This is a genomic window from Corallococcus interemptor, from assembly GCF_003668875.1.
Taxonomy (GTDB): Bacteria; Myxococcota; Myxococcia; order Myxococcales; family Myxococcaceae; genus Corallococcus; species Corallococcus interemptor.
Genome location: NZ_RAWM01000176.1, coordinates 1 through 15,339, shown reverse-complemented (window position 1 = coordinate 15,339; position 15,339 = coordinate 1). Strand labels below are relative to the sequence as shown.

At 69.8% G+C, this 15,339-nt stretch carries 14 protein-coding genes and 1 tRNA gene; 5 read left to right on the top strand and 10 right to left on the bottom strand.

The features are described 5' to 3' along the window. Positions 1 to 206 precede the first annotated feature (206 nt). Positions 207 to 347 carry a hypothetical protein gene (locus D7X96_RS42015; RefSeq protein WP_158626672.1) on the top strand — a complete coding sequence of 47 codons (141 nt, stop codon included), beginning with the start codon at positions 207 to 209 and terminating at the stop codon, positions 345 to 347. Positions 348 to 505: 158 nt separating this feature from the next. On the opposite strand, the gene D7X96_RS35925 is transcribed toward D7X96_RS42015, so the two are convergent. The 6 genes from D7X96_RS35925 to rpsU form a co-directional block, all read right to left on the bottom strand. After that, positions 506 to 578: transfer RNA gene (locus D7X96_RS35925), tRNA-Ile, on the bottom strand. A 29-nt stretch (positions 579 to 607) separates the two neighbouring features. Continuing rightward, positions 608 to 940, bottom strand: a complete 333-nt coding sequence (locus D7X96_RS35920; protein ID WP_120549105.1) for an MGMT family protein — start codon at positions 938 to 940, stop codon at positions 608 to 610. A gap of 92 nt (positions 941 to 1,032) precedes the next feature. After that, complete coding sequence (gene rpoD / locus D7X96_RS35915) at positions 1,033 to 3,153, bottom strand: RNA polymerase sigma factor RpoD (protein WP_120549104.1); 2,121 nt, start codon at positions 3,151 to 3,153, stop codon at positions 1,033 to 1,035. A 90-nt stretch (positions 3,154 to 3,243) separates the two neighbouring features. Then, entirely contained in the window at positions 3,244 to 5,085 is a 1,842-nt protein-coding gene (gene dnaG / locus D7X96_RS35910) for a DNA primase (RefSeq protein WP_120549103.1), read from the bottom strand. Between the two features lie 345 nt (positions 5,086 to 5,430). Beyond that, positions 5,431 to 5,889: a GatB/YqeY domain-containing protein gene (locus tag D7X96_RS35905; RefSeq protein ID WP_120549102.1), complete on the bottom strand. Its 459-nt coding sequence runs from the start codon at positions 5,887 to 5,889 to the stop codon at positions 5,431 to 5,433. Positions 5,890 to 5,994: 105 nt separating this feature from the next. After that, on the bottom strand, positions 5,995 to 6,189 hold the full coding sequence (gene rpsU / locus D7X96_RS35900; RefSeq protein ID WP_014395136.1) for a 30S ribosomal protein S21: 195 nt from the start codon (positions 6,187 to 6,189) through the stop codon (positions 5,995 to 5,997). Positions 6,190 to 6,326: 137 nt separating this feature from the next. On the opposite strand from rpsU, the gene D7X96_RS35895 reads away from it, so the two are divergent. Further along, complete coding sequence (locus tag D7X96_RS35895) at positions 6,327 to 7,919, top strand: HEAT repeat domain-containing protein (protein WP_120549101.1); 1,593 nt, start codon at positions 6,327 to 6,329, stop codon at positions 7,917 to 7,919. Positions 7,920 to 7,928: 9 nt separating this feature from the next. Here D7X96_RS35895 and D7X96_RS35890 read toward each other — a convergent pair whose 3' ends face one another. Continuing rightward, the gene (locus D7X96_RS35890) at positions 7,929 to 8,840 is read right to left on the bottom strand and encodes a GGDEF domain-containing protein (protein ID WP_014395138.1); all 912 of its coding nucleotides are present in this window, start codon (positions 8,838 to 8,840) and stop codon (positions 7,929 to 7,931) included. A gap of 71 nt (positions 8,841 to 8,911) precedes the next feature. Next, positions 8,912 to 9,931, bottom strand: coding sequence for an asparaginase (locus D7X96_RS35885; RefSeq protein ID WP_244219839.1), 1,020 nt, complete (start codon positions 9,929 to 9,931; stop codon positions 8,912 to 8,914). A gap of 145 nt (positions 9,932 to 10,076) precedes the next feature. Here D7X96_RS35885 and D7X96_RS35880 point away from each other — a divergent pair, with 145 nt between their 5' ends. From D7X96_RS35880 to truD, 3 genes are read left to right on the top strand one after another with little or no spacing between them, the layout of a single operon-like run. Then, complete coding sequence (locus tag D7X96_RS35880; RefSeq protein WP_244219838.1) at positions 10,077 to 11,039, top strand: DsbA family protein; 963 nt, start codon at positions 10,077 to 10,079, stop codon at positions 11,037 to 11,039. Positions 11,040 to 11,046: 7 nt separating this feature from the next. Next, positions 11,047 to 12,366 (top strand): DUF4388 domain-containing protein, encoded by a 1,320-nt coding sequence (locus D7X96_RS35875; protein ID WP_199747147.1) that lies wholly within the window; start codon positions 11,047 to 11,049, stop codon positions 12,364 to 12,366. After that, positions 12,363 to 13,388, top strand: coding sequence for a tRNA pseudouridine(13) synthase TruD (truD, locus tag D7X96_RS35870; protein WP_120549097.1), 1,026 nt, complete (start codon positions 12,363 to 12,365; stop codon positions 13,386 to 13,388). Before D7X96_RS35875 ends, truD begins: the two co-directional genes overlap by 4 nt. A 78-nt stretch (positions 13,389 to 13,466) precedes the next feature. Here truD and D7X96_RS35865 read toward each other — a convergent pair whose 3' ends face one another. Both D7X96_RS35865 and D7X96_RS35860 read right to left on the bottom strand, forming a co-directional pair. Further along, entirely contained in the window at positions 13,467 to 14,891 is a 1,425-nt protein-coding gene (locus tag D7X96_RS35865) for an OmpA family protein (protein ID WP_121771767.1), read from the bottom strand. Between the two features lie 17 nt (positions 14,892 to 14,908). After that, positions 14,909 to 15,226, bottom strand: a complete 318-nt coding sequence (locus D7X96_RS35860) for a DUF4398 domain-containing protein (RefSeq protein ID WP_120549095.1) — start codon at positions 15,224 to 15,226, stop codon at positions 14,909 to 14,911. Positions 15,227 to 15,339: the final 113 nt, after the last annotated feature.

The following is a 15,339-nucleotide window of genomic DNA, read 5'->3' as shown; positions in this document are numbered from 1 at the left end:
TTCACCGCGCCGTCCTTGAACTCCTGCGTGAACTTCCGGCGCTGCCTCCGGGGCTTCTTCTGCTTCGCGTCACTCGCCGACATTGGACACCCTTTCCATCACATCTCGGGTGTCCACGGAATCGGGGTAGGCTCAGAGGGGACCTCCTGGAGATCGGGCTGCATACGGGCAAGGCCCTCAACTTCAAGCCAGGAGACACGCTCGAGGTGCTCTACAACCCGGAGCAGCCGCGGCACGTGGTGCTGCCCGGGGAGAACCTGTGGCTGGGCCTGGGCATGCTGGGAGCCTTCGGAATCTTCATCCTCCTGGCCCCATTCATCGTCGGGGTGCCGGGCACGGGCTGGTAGGCACCTTGAACAGGGAGGGCCGCGGCTTCACCTGACAAGCGCTGAGCTTCGAGTTCCGGGTTCACATGCGGGCCCACTCGGTCGTCGCGGTGGGACAGAGCTCCGCCCTGGCGCCTCCATGGAGGCTCCCAAGACAACAGGCGGAAGGTGAGGGGAATTGGGCCCTCCTGGATTCGAACCAGGGACCAATCGGTTATGAGCCGACAGCTCTAACCGCTGAGCTAAGGGCCCTCATGTCTCTGACGCCAGACGCGCGCGGACTATAAACCCTTGCCGTCCTTCTTCACCACGCGGAACACCTGCCCCTTCTCCGTCACGGTGACGCCCTCCGCGCGCAGGCGCTTCGCCTGCTCGTGCGCCACCGGGGGCGCCAGCGTCCCGTCTGAACGGATGACCCGCCACCAGGGCACCTGCGTGGCCTGCCCCGGCAGGTGCTTCAGCTCCCGCCCCACGCCTCGCGCCGCGCCCGGCCTGCCCGCGTAGATGGCCACCTGCGCGTAGGAGCGCACCTCTCCCCGGGGAATGGAGCGCACCTGCTTCATCACGCTCTCGGAGAAGGGCAGGGGCTCTTGGGCGGGCTTCTTCGCGGCCACGGCGCACCTCACTCAGGGCGGAAAACGACGAAGGCCCCCGGTCCACTTGAGGGAACGGAGGCCTCCGGGTTCAACAGTCTACTTCAGCGGCTTCAGCTCTCCACGAAGGAGCGCAGGCGCTTGGAGCGGCTGGGGTGGCGCAGCTTGCGCAGCGCCTTGGCCTCAATCTGGCGGATGCGCTCGCGCGTCACCTCGAAGTCCTGGCCCACCTCTTCCAGCGTGTGGTCGCTCTTCTCGCCAATGCCGAAGCGCATGCGCAGGACCTTCTCCTCGCGCGGCGTGAGCGTGGCCAGCACCTTCCGCGTCTGCTCGGCCAGGTTCATGTTGATGACCGCGTCCGCGGGCGACACCAGGCTCTTGTCCTCGATGAAGTCGCCCAGGTGGCTGTCCTCTTCCTCGCCAATGGGCGTCTCCAGGGAGATGGGCTCCTTGGCGATCTTCAGGACCTTGCGCACCTTGTCGAGCGGCAGCTCCATCTTCTCCGCGATCTCTTCCGGCGTCGGCTCGCGGCCAATCTCCTGCACGAGGTAGCGGCTCGTGCGGATGAGCTTGTTGATGGTCTCGATCATGTGCACCGGGATGCGGATGGTGCGGGCCTGGTCCGCGATGGCGCGGGTGATGGCCTGACGGATCCACCAGGTGGCGTACGTCGAGAACTTGTAGCCGCGCTTGTACTCGAACTTGTCCACCGCCTTCATCAGGCCGATGTTGCCCTCCTGGATGAGGTCCAGGAACTGCAGGCCGCGGTTCGTGTACTTCTTCGCGATGGAGACCACGAGGCGCAGGTTCGCCTCCACCAGCTCGCTCTTGGCGCGCTCGGCGCGCTTCTCTCCCAGACGGATGGCGTCGTAGTTGCGGCGCAGCGCGTCCACGGGGAGGTTGGCCTCCTCCTCCACGCGCTTGATCTTCCGCACCGCCGTGCGCACGTCGCGGTCCAGGACCTCCAGCTGCTCAGGGGTGAAGTTGAGCTGCTTCTGGAGCTTCTTGGCGATGTTCGGGTTCTCGCGCGACTCCTTGAGCTGCGGGCGCAGGTCCTTCATGTTGACCTGGTAGCGGCGCTCCAGGTCCCCAAGCTCCTCCTCCGCCTTCTCCACGCGCTCGATGAGGCCCTTGAGGTTCACGACGATGCGGTCCACCTGCTTCTTGTTCAGCCGCATCTCCTCCAGGACCTCCATCATCTTGGTCCTGAGGTCCTTCACCTCCTGCTTCAGCTCCTTCTTGCGGACCTCCGTGAGCTTCTTCTTCCCGGAGAGCTCCTCCTCCAGGACCTCGCAGTCCTTGGCGAACTTGCGGAAGCGCTCAATCTGCTTGGAGATCTGCTCGATCTTGTTGAGCTCGCTCTGCGCCAGCTGCGCGGGGGCGTCGCCCTCGGCTGCTTCGTCGGCGGGCTCTTCCGCGTTCTCCGACTGGGCCTCTTCGGGCGCGTCCTTGATGACGTCGCGCACGCGCAGCTTGCCCGTCTTCAGGCGGTTGCTGATGTCCAGGATGTCCGCCACGGCGACGCGGCAGGCGAGCAGCGCGCGCAGGACTTCCTTCTCGCCCTCTTCGATGCGCTTGGCGATCTCCACCTCGCCCTCGCGGGTGAGGAGGCTGACGCTGCCCATCTTGCGCAGGTAGAGGCGGACAGGATCGTTGGACTTGCCGCCCGGCTCGTCGTCCTCGTCCTTCTCGTCCTCGTCCTGGTCTTCCTTCTCTTCCTCGACGGCGACGGTGGGCTTGATCTCGTTGGACTGCGCGGCCTTCTGCGCGTCCACGATCTCGATGTCGTTGTCGCCGAACATGCTCATCACGTCGTCGATCTGATCGGACGACACGATGTCGGCGGGGAGGGCGTCGTTCACCTCGTCATAGGTGAGGAAGCCCTTCTCGCGGCCCGCGGCCAGCAGGTCCTTGACCTCCTTGCGCTCGGCGACGGGATCCTCCTCCACGTCGTCTTCCACGGCGTCCGGGTCCACCTGGACGGCGGCGGCGGCTTCCTCCGCGGCCTCCTCGGGGTCCACGTCGTCGGCCATGGCGGCGACGCCCTTCTTCTTCTTGACCTTCTCGGGCGCCTCGGCGGGGGCGTCCTTCGCCAGCAGCTCCTTCTCCTCAGGCTCCGCTGCCTTCGTGACCTTCGCCGCAGGGCTGTCCGGGGCCTTCTTCTTGCGGATCACCGGGTCCACCTTCTTCTTGGTGGGCTTCACGGATGCCTTGGGGGGCTTCTGCGTCGGCATTCGGGTACTTCTCCTTAAGAAAATCAGGTGCTTTGGCCTGGGCGAGCCGGCCGATCTACCGCAAAGTCGAGCTTTCTTACAAACGCGAACTCAAACCGGTTGCATTGGTCCCTTTGTTCCCGTTGGCGAGGAAGCGGGGGACAGCTCATCCAGGACGCGCTTGCGGAGGGCGAGCAGCTCCTTGCGCTCGGACAGGAGCAATCGCGTCTCCTCTGTCAAATCAAAAGCCCCCTGCGTCTGTTCCGTCGCTCGCTTTATATAAACGAGCCGCTCGTCAATGCGCTTCTTCATGATGTCGCGACAGGCGAGGACGAACTCCGTTTCCAGCTCCATTCCCCCCGGAGAGAGCCGGCGGCCGGCCTCCAGGAGCGTCCGCTTGACGACCTCGGAGGCCTCGAAGAGCGCCTCCTCCAGCCCGCGCCCGGACGTGGCCTGGGCCAGCACCATCCGCAGCCCCATGTGGGACAGCTCATCACACACGCGGAAGGTGTCCCGGGCGAGCAGCCGGGAATCCCGAAGGATTGCGGCCACATAGAGCGCTTCAGACTCCGGCGGGGGGCGCTCCGCCTGGGGCTTGGGCACCGGGCGCGGCACGGCCTGGGCGGGGACGGCGTTGGGGTAGGGCGAGGCGACGGCGGGCTTGGGCGTGGGGGGCGGCTTGTACTGGATGGACGACTCAATCTGCGCCGGCATCCAGCCGAAGTGGCCCGCCAGCGCGCTGATGAGCGCCGAGCGCGTCAGCCCCGGAGGCACCTGGGAGGTGACGGGCTTGAGCCGCTCCAGCGCGGCCATCTTCTCCTCGAAGCTCGCCTGCTTGCCCGCGGGGAGCAGGGTGGCGAAGAGGTAGGAGGTGAGGGGCTGGGCCCCTTCGAGCAGCCGCTCCACGCCGTCAGTGCCCTCGCGCCGGGCGAACACGTCCGGGTCGTCTCCCTGCGGCAGCAGCGCCACCCGCGTGGGGGCGCCCGCGGCGAGCAGGGGACCGGCCAGACGCTCCACGGCGGCCAGGCCCGCGGAGTCTCCATCCAGGAGCAGCACCAGGTCGCGGGCCTCCGCGCGCTTGAGCACCTGGAGGTGTCCGGCGGTGAGGTTGGTGGAGCACAGCGCCACCGCGTGACGCACGCCCACCTGGTGCAGGCCGATGCAGTCGAAGTAGCCCTCCACCAGCACGGCCGTCTTGCGCTTGTGGATGGCGTCGCGCGCCTGGTCCATGCCGAAGAGCGTCTCGCTCTTGTTGTAGAGCCGGGACTCGCGCGAGTTGAGGTACTTGGGCCCGTCCTCCGCCGCGACCAGCCGGCCGCCAAAGGCGATGGGCCGCCCCTCCGGCGCGCGGATGGGCACCATCAGGCGGCTGCGGAAGAAGTCGATGCAGCCCTCCCCGCTGTTGCGCTTGCTGACGAGCCCCGCCTTCAGGCCCCACTCCAGCATCCCGTTCTTCTGGAAGCGGTCCGCCAGGAGGCTCCACTCCGCGGGCGCCCACCCCAGCCCGAAGGACTGGGCCACTTCTTCCGACACGCCACGGCTGGCCAGATAGGCCCGGGCGGCGCGGCCTTCGTCCTCGTGCCAGAGCAGGCCGCGGAAGTGCTCGGCGGCGAAGTCCGTGGCCTCCTTGACCTGCTGGCGCTCCTTGAGGCCCGGGTCCTGCGCGGCCTCCAGGTCGATGCCCGCCTCCTGGGCCAGGTCCCGCACCGCGTCCTGGAACGTCTTGCCCAGGTAGCGCTGGATGAAGGACACCGCGTCGCCGCTCGCACGGCAGCCGTGGCAGAAATAGAAGCGCTTCTCCGGCACCACGTAGAAGGACGGCGTCTTCTCCTGGTGGAAGGGGCAGCGGCCCTTGAACTCACGGCCCGCCTTCTTCAGCTCCACGTGGCGGGACACCAGCGACACGATGTCCACTCGGTCGAGGACCTCTTGGATCTTGTGCTCCGGAATCACGACGCCCCTCCTCCATCCACCCGCATGAGCGCGGCCTGCCGCCCTTCACCCTGACAGCCCCGTCTGACGCACCCTGGGCGGCATCCCCCCGGGCCGTCCTCCCAGGCGGGTAGGGCAGCCGGACGCGGACGGGGCGCGGAAACGGACGGAAGCTGGGACACGGCGCGCACTCCTCCAGGCTGCCCGCTCGCCTCCCAGGGTGGGGGACGGGCGGAAAGGAGCCCTCGAAGGATCAGCGCTTAATGGGCGGAGGGCGAGGGATCAAAAAATCCGCTCAAGCCCGGGTCGGGGAGGGCACCTGGGAGACGTTTCCCGGCGCCCCTTCCCCTGGTTACGGCGGGGACTTCAGGACAGCTTGGCCAGCTGGGCCTTCACTTCCTCGGAGATGGCCTTGCCCTCGGCCTTGCCCTGGACCTTGGGGTTCACGTTCTTCATGACCGCGCCCATGTCCTTGGGGCCCTTGGCGCCGACCTCGGCGATGGAGGCCTGGACGGCGGCGGTGAGCTCTTCCGGGGTGAGCTGCTTGGGCAGGTAGCGCTGCAGGACGGAGATCTCCTGCTCTTCCTTCTCCGCCAGCTCCGGACGGCCGCCGGACTTGAACTGCTCGACGGAGTCGCGGCGCTGCTTGATGAGGGTGGCGATGACCTGCTGGATACCCGCGTCATCCAGCTCGCTCGCGCCCGGCTCGACCTCCTTGTACTTCACGGCGCTCTTGAGCATGCGCACCACGCTCAGGGTCAGCTCGTCCTTGGCCTTCATCGCGTCCTTCAGGTCCGCGGTCAGGCGCTCTTTCAGGGTGGTCATGTCGGGGTTCCTCACGGGCGGGGAAAAGGGTCGCCGCGCCAGCGGATGGGACGGCGGGAGCCAGGGCACCTGACGGAGCCCCGGCTCCTCACTGCGAGACCCTGCTTAGTACGACTTGCGGGCCTTCTTCACAGCGCGCTTCTTGGCGGCGAGGGCCTTCTTCTTCCGCTTCACGGAAGGCTTCTCGTAGTGCTCGCGCTTGCGGATCTCGGAGAGGATTCCGGCCTTCTCGGTGGCCTTCTTGAAGCGCTTGAGGGCGCTTTCGATGGACTCACCTTCCTTCACTCGAATACCGGGCATGCAGTCACCTCCTTCCGCCTAGCTGGATGCAGTCTGGAAATCTTCAAAGGGTCGGGGGGTATGGCGCAGCGGGCCGGAAAAGGCAAGGAGACCCGCACGGAAAGGATGGGGCCGTTGTGCGCTAGAATCCCGGGTGCGTGTTCCGCCTCCTCTTCCTGGTCCTCCTGCTGGCGGCCAGCCCCTCCCGGGCCGGCACGGTCGCTTCCGAGTGCTGGGCCTCCTGCCGCCGCCACGTCGCGGACCCTTCCTTGAGGGCGCGGACCTGTGGGGCCTGCGTCACCGGGGGGCGGGTGGACAGCTGGGTGTCCTCCCTGGGGGCCGGGGGCCCGGAGGCCCAGCAGGCCCTGGAGTCGGCGCTCAAGGACGGCCACTGGCGGGTGCGCTGGGCGGCGGTGAAGGCGGGGGCCCGGAGCCGGGGCCTCACCGAGCGGCGGGCGCTGGCGGATTGGATCATGGAGTCCCCGGAGGACGCGGACCTGGGGGCCTGTCTCACCGCCGTCCGGGCCGCCGCGGATTCCGGCAGCTCCACGGCGGACTTCCTGCGGGAGGCGGGGGCCCGGGGCCCTTCGGCCGCCTCGCGGGTGTGGGCGAAGCGGGACGCCGTGCGGCAGTCGCTGTCGCTGGAGATGTACTCGCAGGAGCCGTCCGTGCGGCTGCCGGCGCTGCTGCACCTGGCCACCTTCCTGGGGCGCTCCGCGACGCGCGTGGTCTTGGACGCGGTGGCGTCGCGCCCCGTCGCGGGTGACGCGGTGATGGCGGAGCTCCTGTTCGCAGTGGCCGAGCGGCAGCGTGCGTCCGTGGGCCGGCTGCTGCTCACCGAGGCGAAGCCGCCGGACGAGGCGGTCATCAACCGGCTCTTCGCCGTGTACTCGCGCGAGCTGGACTCACTGCGGCCGGAGCTTGCGTCTGGAGACGCGCAGCGCAGGCGCACGGCGGTGGCCACCCTGCGCCGGTATGGCCCGCTGGCGAAGCGGGAGCTGGAAGGGGCGCTAGGGGACGACGACGGGCGGGTTCGCGAGCTGGCGGCGCGCGGCCTGGCGGAGTCCGCTGGCAAGCCCCTGCGCGACGTGGCGCTCCAGGGGGTGAAGGACGCGGAGTCCCCGGAGGCCGCCCGTCCGTGGCTGGGCGCGATGGCCCACGAGAAGGGCTGCTTCGCCTTCCTGCGCGACGTCGCGGAGGGCCGCCACGCCCGGACGCCGGAGGTCCAGGGAGAGGCGGTGGCGTTCCTGGGGGACTGCTCGGAGGGCCCGCCTCCCGCGAAGCGGCTGGCGCCCTTCTTCTCATCGAACGTGGTGCCGGTGCGCGCGGGCGCGGTGCGGGCGCTGGGGGCGCTGCCCCGCAACGGTGACGCGATGGCGCTGGCGGCGCGGGCGCTGGACGACGGCTCGCCGGAGGTGGTGGTGGCCGCGCTGGACGTGCTGTCCGCCTACCGTCAGCCGTCGCGGGGAGACGAGGCGGCGGGGCTGCTGGCGTCGGAGCACCCGGTGGTTCGCGCGGCGGCGGCGCGGGCGCTGGAGTTCGTGGGCCGCGCCGCGCACGTGCGCGTCCTGGCGGAGCGGCTGCGCGGAGACCCGGTGGCGGACGTGCGCGTCGCGGCGGCGCGGACGCTGAGCACGCTGGGCGGACCGCAGGCCGTGGCGGCGCTCAGCGAGGCCGCGTCACGCGACGCGGACACGCACGTCAAACATGTGTCGCAAGAGGGACTGCGGCGGCTGGGCTTCGGGCGCTGAAGCCGGGGCTCAAGGGCCGCTGATGGCCTTGGCGTCCACGCGGTTCCGGCCCGCGTGCTTGGCCCGGTACAGGTACTTGTCCGCGGCGGAGATGAGGTCCTCCGGCTGGGAGAAGTCCGAGTCCAGCAGCGTCGCCACGCCCAGGCTGATGGTCACCTTGATGGGCGTGCCGCTGAAGATGAAGTCCGCGCGGTCCACCGCCACGCGGCAGCGCTCCGCGCACGCCAGGGCCGCGTCCTCCGCGGACTCGCGCAGCATCAGCGCGAACTCCTCGCCGCCGTAGCGCGCGAGCAGGTCCTCGGTGCGCACCGTGTCCGCCACCCGCTGCGCGATGCGCGTCAGCACGAAGTCTCCGGCCGGGTGGCCGTACACGTCGTTGATGCGCTTGAAGTGGTCCACGTCGAAGAGCACCAGCGACAGCGGCACGCGGTGGCGCAGGCAGTACGCGAACTCCTTGCGCACCGTCTCCATGAAGTACTTCTTGTTGTAGACGCGGGTGAGGCCGTCGCGCGTGGCGGACTCGTAGATGCTGCGCTGGTACTGCTCCTCCAGCGCGTCCTGGATGCTGAACTTCAGCACCGTGTTGGAGCCGATTTGAATCTTGTCGCCGTCGTACAGCGGCGCCGCGCTCACCTTCAGGCCGTTGAGGTACGTGCCGTTGGTGCTGCCCAGGTCCACGAGCTGGAAGCGGCCGTCGCCAATGGCGACCACCTTCGCGTGCTTGCGGGAGATGCCGTCGTCCTCCACCTGGAACTGGGCCTCCGAGCTGCGGCCCAGCACCACCTCCGAGCGGTCCAGCTTGAACATCCGCCCGATGCCGGCGGCGGACTTGGCGCTGATGACGATCAGATACGCGCTCTGCTGCTGGGCGCTGCCCAGCAGGTCCGAAATGGAATGGACGGAAGTTTTCTCCTCGGACATCGCGCCTCCCATCTTACGGGCCGCCTTTTCACGGCGGCAAGCACACCCACGCTCCTTTCACGCACCCGGTGTCAGGCGACCCTCCCCACCCGCGCCGGCCGCCGCCTCTTCTTCTCCGGTGGAGGAACTGTCGGCCGCCCGACGGACAGCTCGCCGGCCACGGGCGTCCGGAGGAAGCGGGAGAGGGCCTCGCCCCCCCGGGGATGCTCCGCCAGCCCCTGCATCAGCTTCACCAGCGCCGCGGAGGGGGTCATGTCCGCGCCGCCCACCGCCCCTTCCGCCAGTGCCTTCGCCCCGGACTCATAGAGCGTGAGGTCCACCCCGTTGCGGTACGCCTGGCTCACCACCAGCACCGGCACGCCCCGCTCCCGCGCCTGGACGAAGAGCGGCAGGAGCGAGCGGCCCAGCTCCGGCGCGATGGGCACGTTGCCCGCCCCGTACGCCTCCACCACCAGCCCCTTCACGTGCGGCAGCAGCTGCAGCGGCAGGGCGGGGTCCAGCCCCGGGTACACCTTCAGGAGGAAGACGCGCGGATCCAGCTTCTCATGGAGGCGGAAGGGGCCCCGGGACGCCAGGCCCTTCTCGAACGTGGCGTCCACGCCCAGCGTGCCCAGCACCGGGAAGTTGGGGCTCTCGAACGCGTCGTACTCGGCCACCTTCACCTTGCGCGTGCGGTTGCCCCGGTACAGGTGCGAGTCGAAGCAGATGGTCACTTCGCGCGGGCCCTGGAGCGCGGAGAGCACCGCGTCAATGAGGTTGAGCCGCGCGTCCGAGCGGATCTCCCCCAGGGGCCGCTGCGAGCCCGTCAGCACCACCGGGCAGGGCGGGTTTCGCAGCATGAACGACAGCGCACTGGCCGTGAAGGCGAGCGTGTCCGTTCCGTGGGTCACCACCGCCCCGTCGAAGTCCGGCAGCCGACGGTGGAGGTGGGCGGCCATCCGGCTCCAGAGCTCCGGCTGCATCTCGGAGCTGTCCAGGTTGGAGAACAGCTCCAGTTCGATGTCGGCCAGCTGGAACAGCTCCGGGGCGCGCTTGCGGAGCGTCTGGAAGAAGGCCGCGGGACGCAGGGCGGAGGGCCGGCCACCGGCCATTCCGAGCGTGCCTCCCGTGTGCAACATCAGGACTCTGGGCATGGGCGAAGGGCCGTCTGCCAAAGGCCGCCTTGCTTTACAAGCCCGGCGCGCGTGGCTAAACCCCGGAGCCGTGCTCCTCCCTCGATGGAAGCGTATTGCTCCCGTGCTGATCACGGCGGCCCTGATGGGCGCCGGCTGCACCAAGAGCGCGGAAGTTCCCGCCACGGCCAAGGCGCCGCCGCCGGCCGCTCCGGCCCCTTCCGCCCCGCCGGTGGCGCCCGCGGCCGGGGCTCCGGCCGAAGCTCCGTCCGCGGATCCGGCCCAGGTGCTGACGGGCATCCCCGGCATGGACTTCTCCGCGCTGCCCCCGGCGGCGAAGCGCGAGCTGGCCACGGTGTTCACCGACGAGTTCTGCTACTGCGGCTGCCCCCACTCGCTGGGCGCGTGCCTCAAGCAGCACACGCCCTGCAAGCACGCGAAGCGGATGGCCAGGCTGTCCGCGCGCATGGTGGCGGAGGGCGGGCCCGCGAGCGAGGTCATCGTCACGCTGTCGAAGTACTACGCGTCCTTCCGCGAGCCGCGCGTGCAGCTCAAGGTGGATCCGCGCATGTGCCAGGGCGACGCGAACGCGCCCGTGACGGTGGCGGAGTTCTCCGACTTCGAGTGCCCCTTCTGCGGCAAGGCCCGCCCCATCCTGGAGGGCTTCGCCAGGAAGCACCCCAGCGAGGTGCGCTTCTGCTACCTGCCGTTCCCGCTCTCCATGCACGCCAACGCCATCCCCGCCGCGCAGGCGGTGCTGTGGGCGCGCGACCAGGGCAAGTTCTGGCAGATGCACGACGCGCTCTTCGGCCAGCAGAACAACCTCAAGCCGGAGGCGCTGCCCGCGCTGGCGAAGTCGGTGGGGCTGGACGGGGACAAGCTGGCCGCGGTGTTGAAGACGGAGCAGTACAAGGACGAGATTGAAGGCTTCCAGGCGCAGGGGCGCATGGCGGCCATCAACAGCACCCCGTCCGTGTTCTTCAATGGACGTGCCTACGAGCTGGGCTTCCAGGAAGCCCAGCTGGAGCACAGCATGGAGGACGAGGTGGAGTGGCGCGCGAACAACAACGCGTGGGCCGCCGACTGACCCTTCGATGAGCCAACGCTTCCGCATCGATGGCGCCGCGCAACTGGTCCCCGTGGACCGGACCGGCATCCCCGCGCTCGCGGGACGCTCGGGGCAGTACGCGCTGATGCCCACCGCGCCCGACCTGCTGGTGTTCTCCCGCACGCCGCCGGAAGGGGGCTCCATCCCCACGCCGCGCGTGGTGCTGGCCGGTGACGCGGGCGGCTTCCCGCTGTCGGACCTCATCGCGTTCCTCAGCCAGTCGCGCTGGAGCGGCGTCATCCGCGTGCACACGCCGGGCGGCGAGCGGTCGCTCACGCTGCGCGAGGGCGAGGTGCGCGGCGCCACCTCCGAGGAGCCCGCGGACCGGCTGGGCGAAATCCTGGTGCGGCTGGGCTACGCGGACCGCGCGCAGGTGGAGGCGGTGCTGCGCGAGCAGTCGCCGTCCAAGCTGGGCCGGGCGCTGGTGGAGAAGGGCGTGCTCCAGGCGCACGACCTCTTCAAGTGCGTCACCCACCAGGTGAGCGAAATCTTCCACGCCATCGTGCTGGCGCGCGAGGGGACGTTCTTCCTCATCGACCAGCCGCTGGACGAGAAGACGGGCCACTCGCTCCAGCTGTCCACGCAGAGCCTGCTGATGGACAGCATCCGGAAGATCGACGAGCTGGCGCACTTCCGCAAGCGCATCCCCCACGGCCGCATGTACGTGGCGCGCAAGCGTCCGTCCGACGGCAAGCTGGAGGAGGACGAGGACCGCGTGCTGGCGATGCTGGACGGGCGGCGCACGGTGCTGGAGCTGGGGCACGCGGCGCGGCTGTCCGAGTTCGACATCACCAAGGTCGTCTTCCGGCTGCTGGAGGGGGGCTTCGCGGGGCTGACGGACAAGCCGGTGGGGGCTCCCGCCTCGGCCGTGGCGCCGGAGAAGACGGCCGCGCCGCGGGTGCGTCCGCCGGTGCGCCAGGCGCCTCCGGTGGATGCGCGTCCGGTGGCGCGCGTCTTCAACTTCATCTTCCGGGAGATCCGCGACGAGGTGGCCCGCTCCGGCATGGACCGCGAGTTCATCGCGGCGGCCAACGCGGCGCTGGCCAACCAGGCGCTGTCGTCGTCGCCGGTGCTGGAGGGGCTGGCGTTCGCGGCGGACGGCAGCCTGCCGGAAGGCCGGCTGATGGAGTCCTTCGACAAGCACCGCGCCTACCTGGGCAGCGAGCCCCTGGCCTCGTTCCGCCAGGCGCTGAGCGACGTGATGTTCTTCCTGCTCTTCCAGGCAGGAGAGCTCCTGGAGTCGCGCGCGGACGAGGACCTGGCCCGCCGGGTGAAGGAACTCCTGGCCACGCTCGAGGCGCCGTGACGACGGATACAGGTTTCCCGAGGCTGACCGCGGGCGTGCCCGGGTGCGGCGGTGCGTTCAAGCTCACCCCTGACGACTTCGAGGTGGAGGAGCTGCCCGCGTACCTGCCGTCCGGCGAGGGCACGCACCTGTACCTCTGGGTGGAGAAGCGCGGCCGGGACACGCGCGAGGTGGTGCGCGCGCTGGCGTCCTCCCTGGGCGTGCGCGAGGACGACATCGGCTCCGCGGGCATGAAGGACCGGCAGGCGGTGACGCGGCAGTGGCTGTCCGTGCCCGCGAACGCGGAAGGGCGCCTGCCGGAGTTCGCGCTGGAGGGCGTGCGTGTGCTGGAGGCGAAGCGCCACGGCAACAAGCTGCGCACCGGGCACCTGAAGGGAAACCGCTTCCGGCTGCGGCTTCGCGGCGTGAAGGACCCGGGCGCGGCGCGCGAGTCCTTCTCCCTGCTGGCCGCGCAGGGCGTGCCCAATTACTTCGGCGAGCAGCGCTTCGGGCGGGCCGGCGACAACGCGGACCTGGGCCGGATGCTGCTGTTGGGACAGCGGCTGCCGAAACGGCCGGACCGCTTCCAGCGCAAGCTGTACCTGTCCGCCTTCCAGTCGCGCCTCTTCAACCAGGCGCTGGCGGCGCGGCTCACCGCGGGCACCTTCGCCACGGCGCTGTTCGGCGACGTGCTGCGCAAGGAGGAGACGGGCGGCCTCTTCGTGTGCGAGGCGCCGGACGTGGACAACCCGCGCGTCGCCGCGTTCGAGGTGAGCCCGGCAGGGCCCATGTTCGGCCCGAAGATGACCGCCTCCAAGGGCGAGGTGGCGGAGTTCGAGGCGCGGCTGCTCACCGAAGCGGGCGTCACGCTGAGCGACTTCCAGCGCGGCGGCGACGAGACGGAAGGCACGCGCCGTCCGTACCGCGTGCGGCTGGGCGCGGCGGAGCTCACGGTGGACGGCGAGGACGCGCTGCTCACGTTCGAGCTGCCGCGCGGCGCCTACGCCACCGAAGTGCTGCACGAGCTGCTCAAGGACGGCTGAGCAGCCCCCGGAAACGACCGCGCCTCCCAGGGCACCGAGGCCCGGGGAGGCGCGTGGGGAAACCGCCGGGTCACGTCATCACTGCCGGATGACGTTGAACTCCGTGCGGCGGTTGAGCGCGCGGCCCGCCTTCGTGTTGTTGGGCGCCACGGGCTTCGTCTCTCCGAAGCCCACGGCCTCCATGCGGCCCGGGTCGATGCCGCGCTTGAGCAGCTGCGCCATCACCGCGTCCGCGCGCTTCTGGGACAGCTTCAGGTTCGCCGTGTCGTTGCCCATGGAGTCGGTGTGGCCCTCGATGCGCATCTTGCGGATCCACGGCGCGTCCTTCAGCGCCTGCGCCACCTCGTCCAGGATGGTGGTGCTCTGCTTGCCGATGATCTTCGCCGAGCCGGTCCCGAAGAGGATCTGCTTCTTGATCTCAATGCGGTCCTTCTTGACGATGACCATCTTGTACTGCTTGGCGCACCCGCGCTCCTCCTTCACGCCCGGGTCGTCAGGGCACGCGTCCAGGCGGTCCACGATGCCGTCGCCGTCGCGGTCCGGATCCGGGCAGCCGCCGTTCTCCTGCGGGCCGGTCTCGTTCGGGCACTTGTCCTGCGCGTCCGGCACGCCGTCGCTGTCGTTGTCCAGGTCCGGGCAGCCGTCGTCGTCCTGGAAGCCGTCCTTGTCCTCCGGCTCGTCCGGGCACTTGTCCTTGTCGTCGTTGAGGCCGTCGCCGTCCTTGTCCACGATGGGGCAGCCCAGGTTCTGCAGCGGGCCGGGCTCGTTGGGGCACTTGTCCGTGCCGTCCACGATGCCGTCCAGGTCGTTGTCCAGGTCCGGGCAGCCGTCGTCGTCCTGGAAGCCGTCCTTGTCCTCGGGCTGGTCCGGGCAGCGGTCCACGTTGTCCAGCACGCCGTCGCCGTCGCGGTCCTTGGGGGCCTCCGGCGGGCAGCCGTTGTTCTCCGCCACGCCGGGGATGAGCGGGCACTTGTCCGCCGCGTCCAGCACGCCGTCGCCGTCGTTGTCCGGATCCGGGCAGCCGTCCTGGTCCTGGAAGCCGTCCACGTCCTCGGCCTGCTCGGGGCAGGGGTCGTCCTTGTCCAGGACGCCGTCGCCGTCGTTGTCCGTCTCCTCGATGCTCACCACCACCTGCTGCTGGGGCTGGGTGGGCTGCTGGGGCTGCTCCGCCTGCTGCGGCGCCTCCGGACGGTCGCGCACCAGCACCTGGCGCGGGCCGCAGTTCTTGGACAGCTCCAGGGCGCGCTTCACCGCGGCGTCGGCGTCGCGCACGTGCTGGTTGGCGCGCGAGCTGTTGCCCTGGCTGAGCTCGCCCCGGGCGAAGTCGAGGTTGGCCTCCGCGGCGGCCAGCTCCGCGGGGGCGCAGCGCAGGGCGCCTCCCCGGCGGGCGCGCTCCACGTCGGCGGTGAGCACCTCCGTGTCAGCGCGGATCTTGTTGCCGCTGACGCAGGCGATGGAGGTGAGGAGCAGGGTGAAAAGCGCGGACTGGGTCAGACGCTTCATCGGAGTGCGCTCGGGCGTCACGGGTTCTGGGGGCGGCCCTGGGGTTCGCCGCTGTTGGCCGCGGACATGGCCTTCTCACGCGCCTCGTTGGCGAAGCGAGAGGCCTTCACCGCGAAGTCCACGCCGGCCTGGTAGTCCGAATAGCCGACCTCCTCCCGCGCCTTCTGCAGGTAGAGGTTGGCGGCCGTCCACTCGTAGGGGGCTTCCTTCTCCGCCCCGGCGGTGCGCGCGGCCTGGATCTGCACTTCTGCGTCGAGGATGTTGGACGTGGACTTCACGGGGCCACATGCGGTCAGCACGCCCGCGAACGCCAACAGGAGCGACTGCTTCGTCATCACTGGGGCCTCGGTCGACAGAGCGGAGGGAGACTGGTCGACGGTCGTATCAATCGCCTCCGGGGGGGTCAAGAATCGGGCGGTTGGCGTGAAGCAGGGAGCCGGGCGGAGGG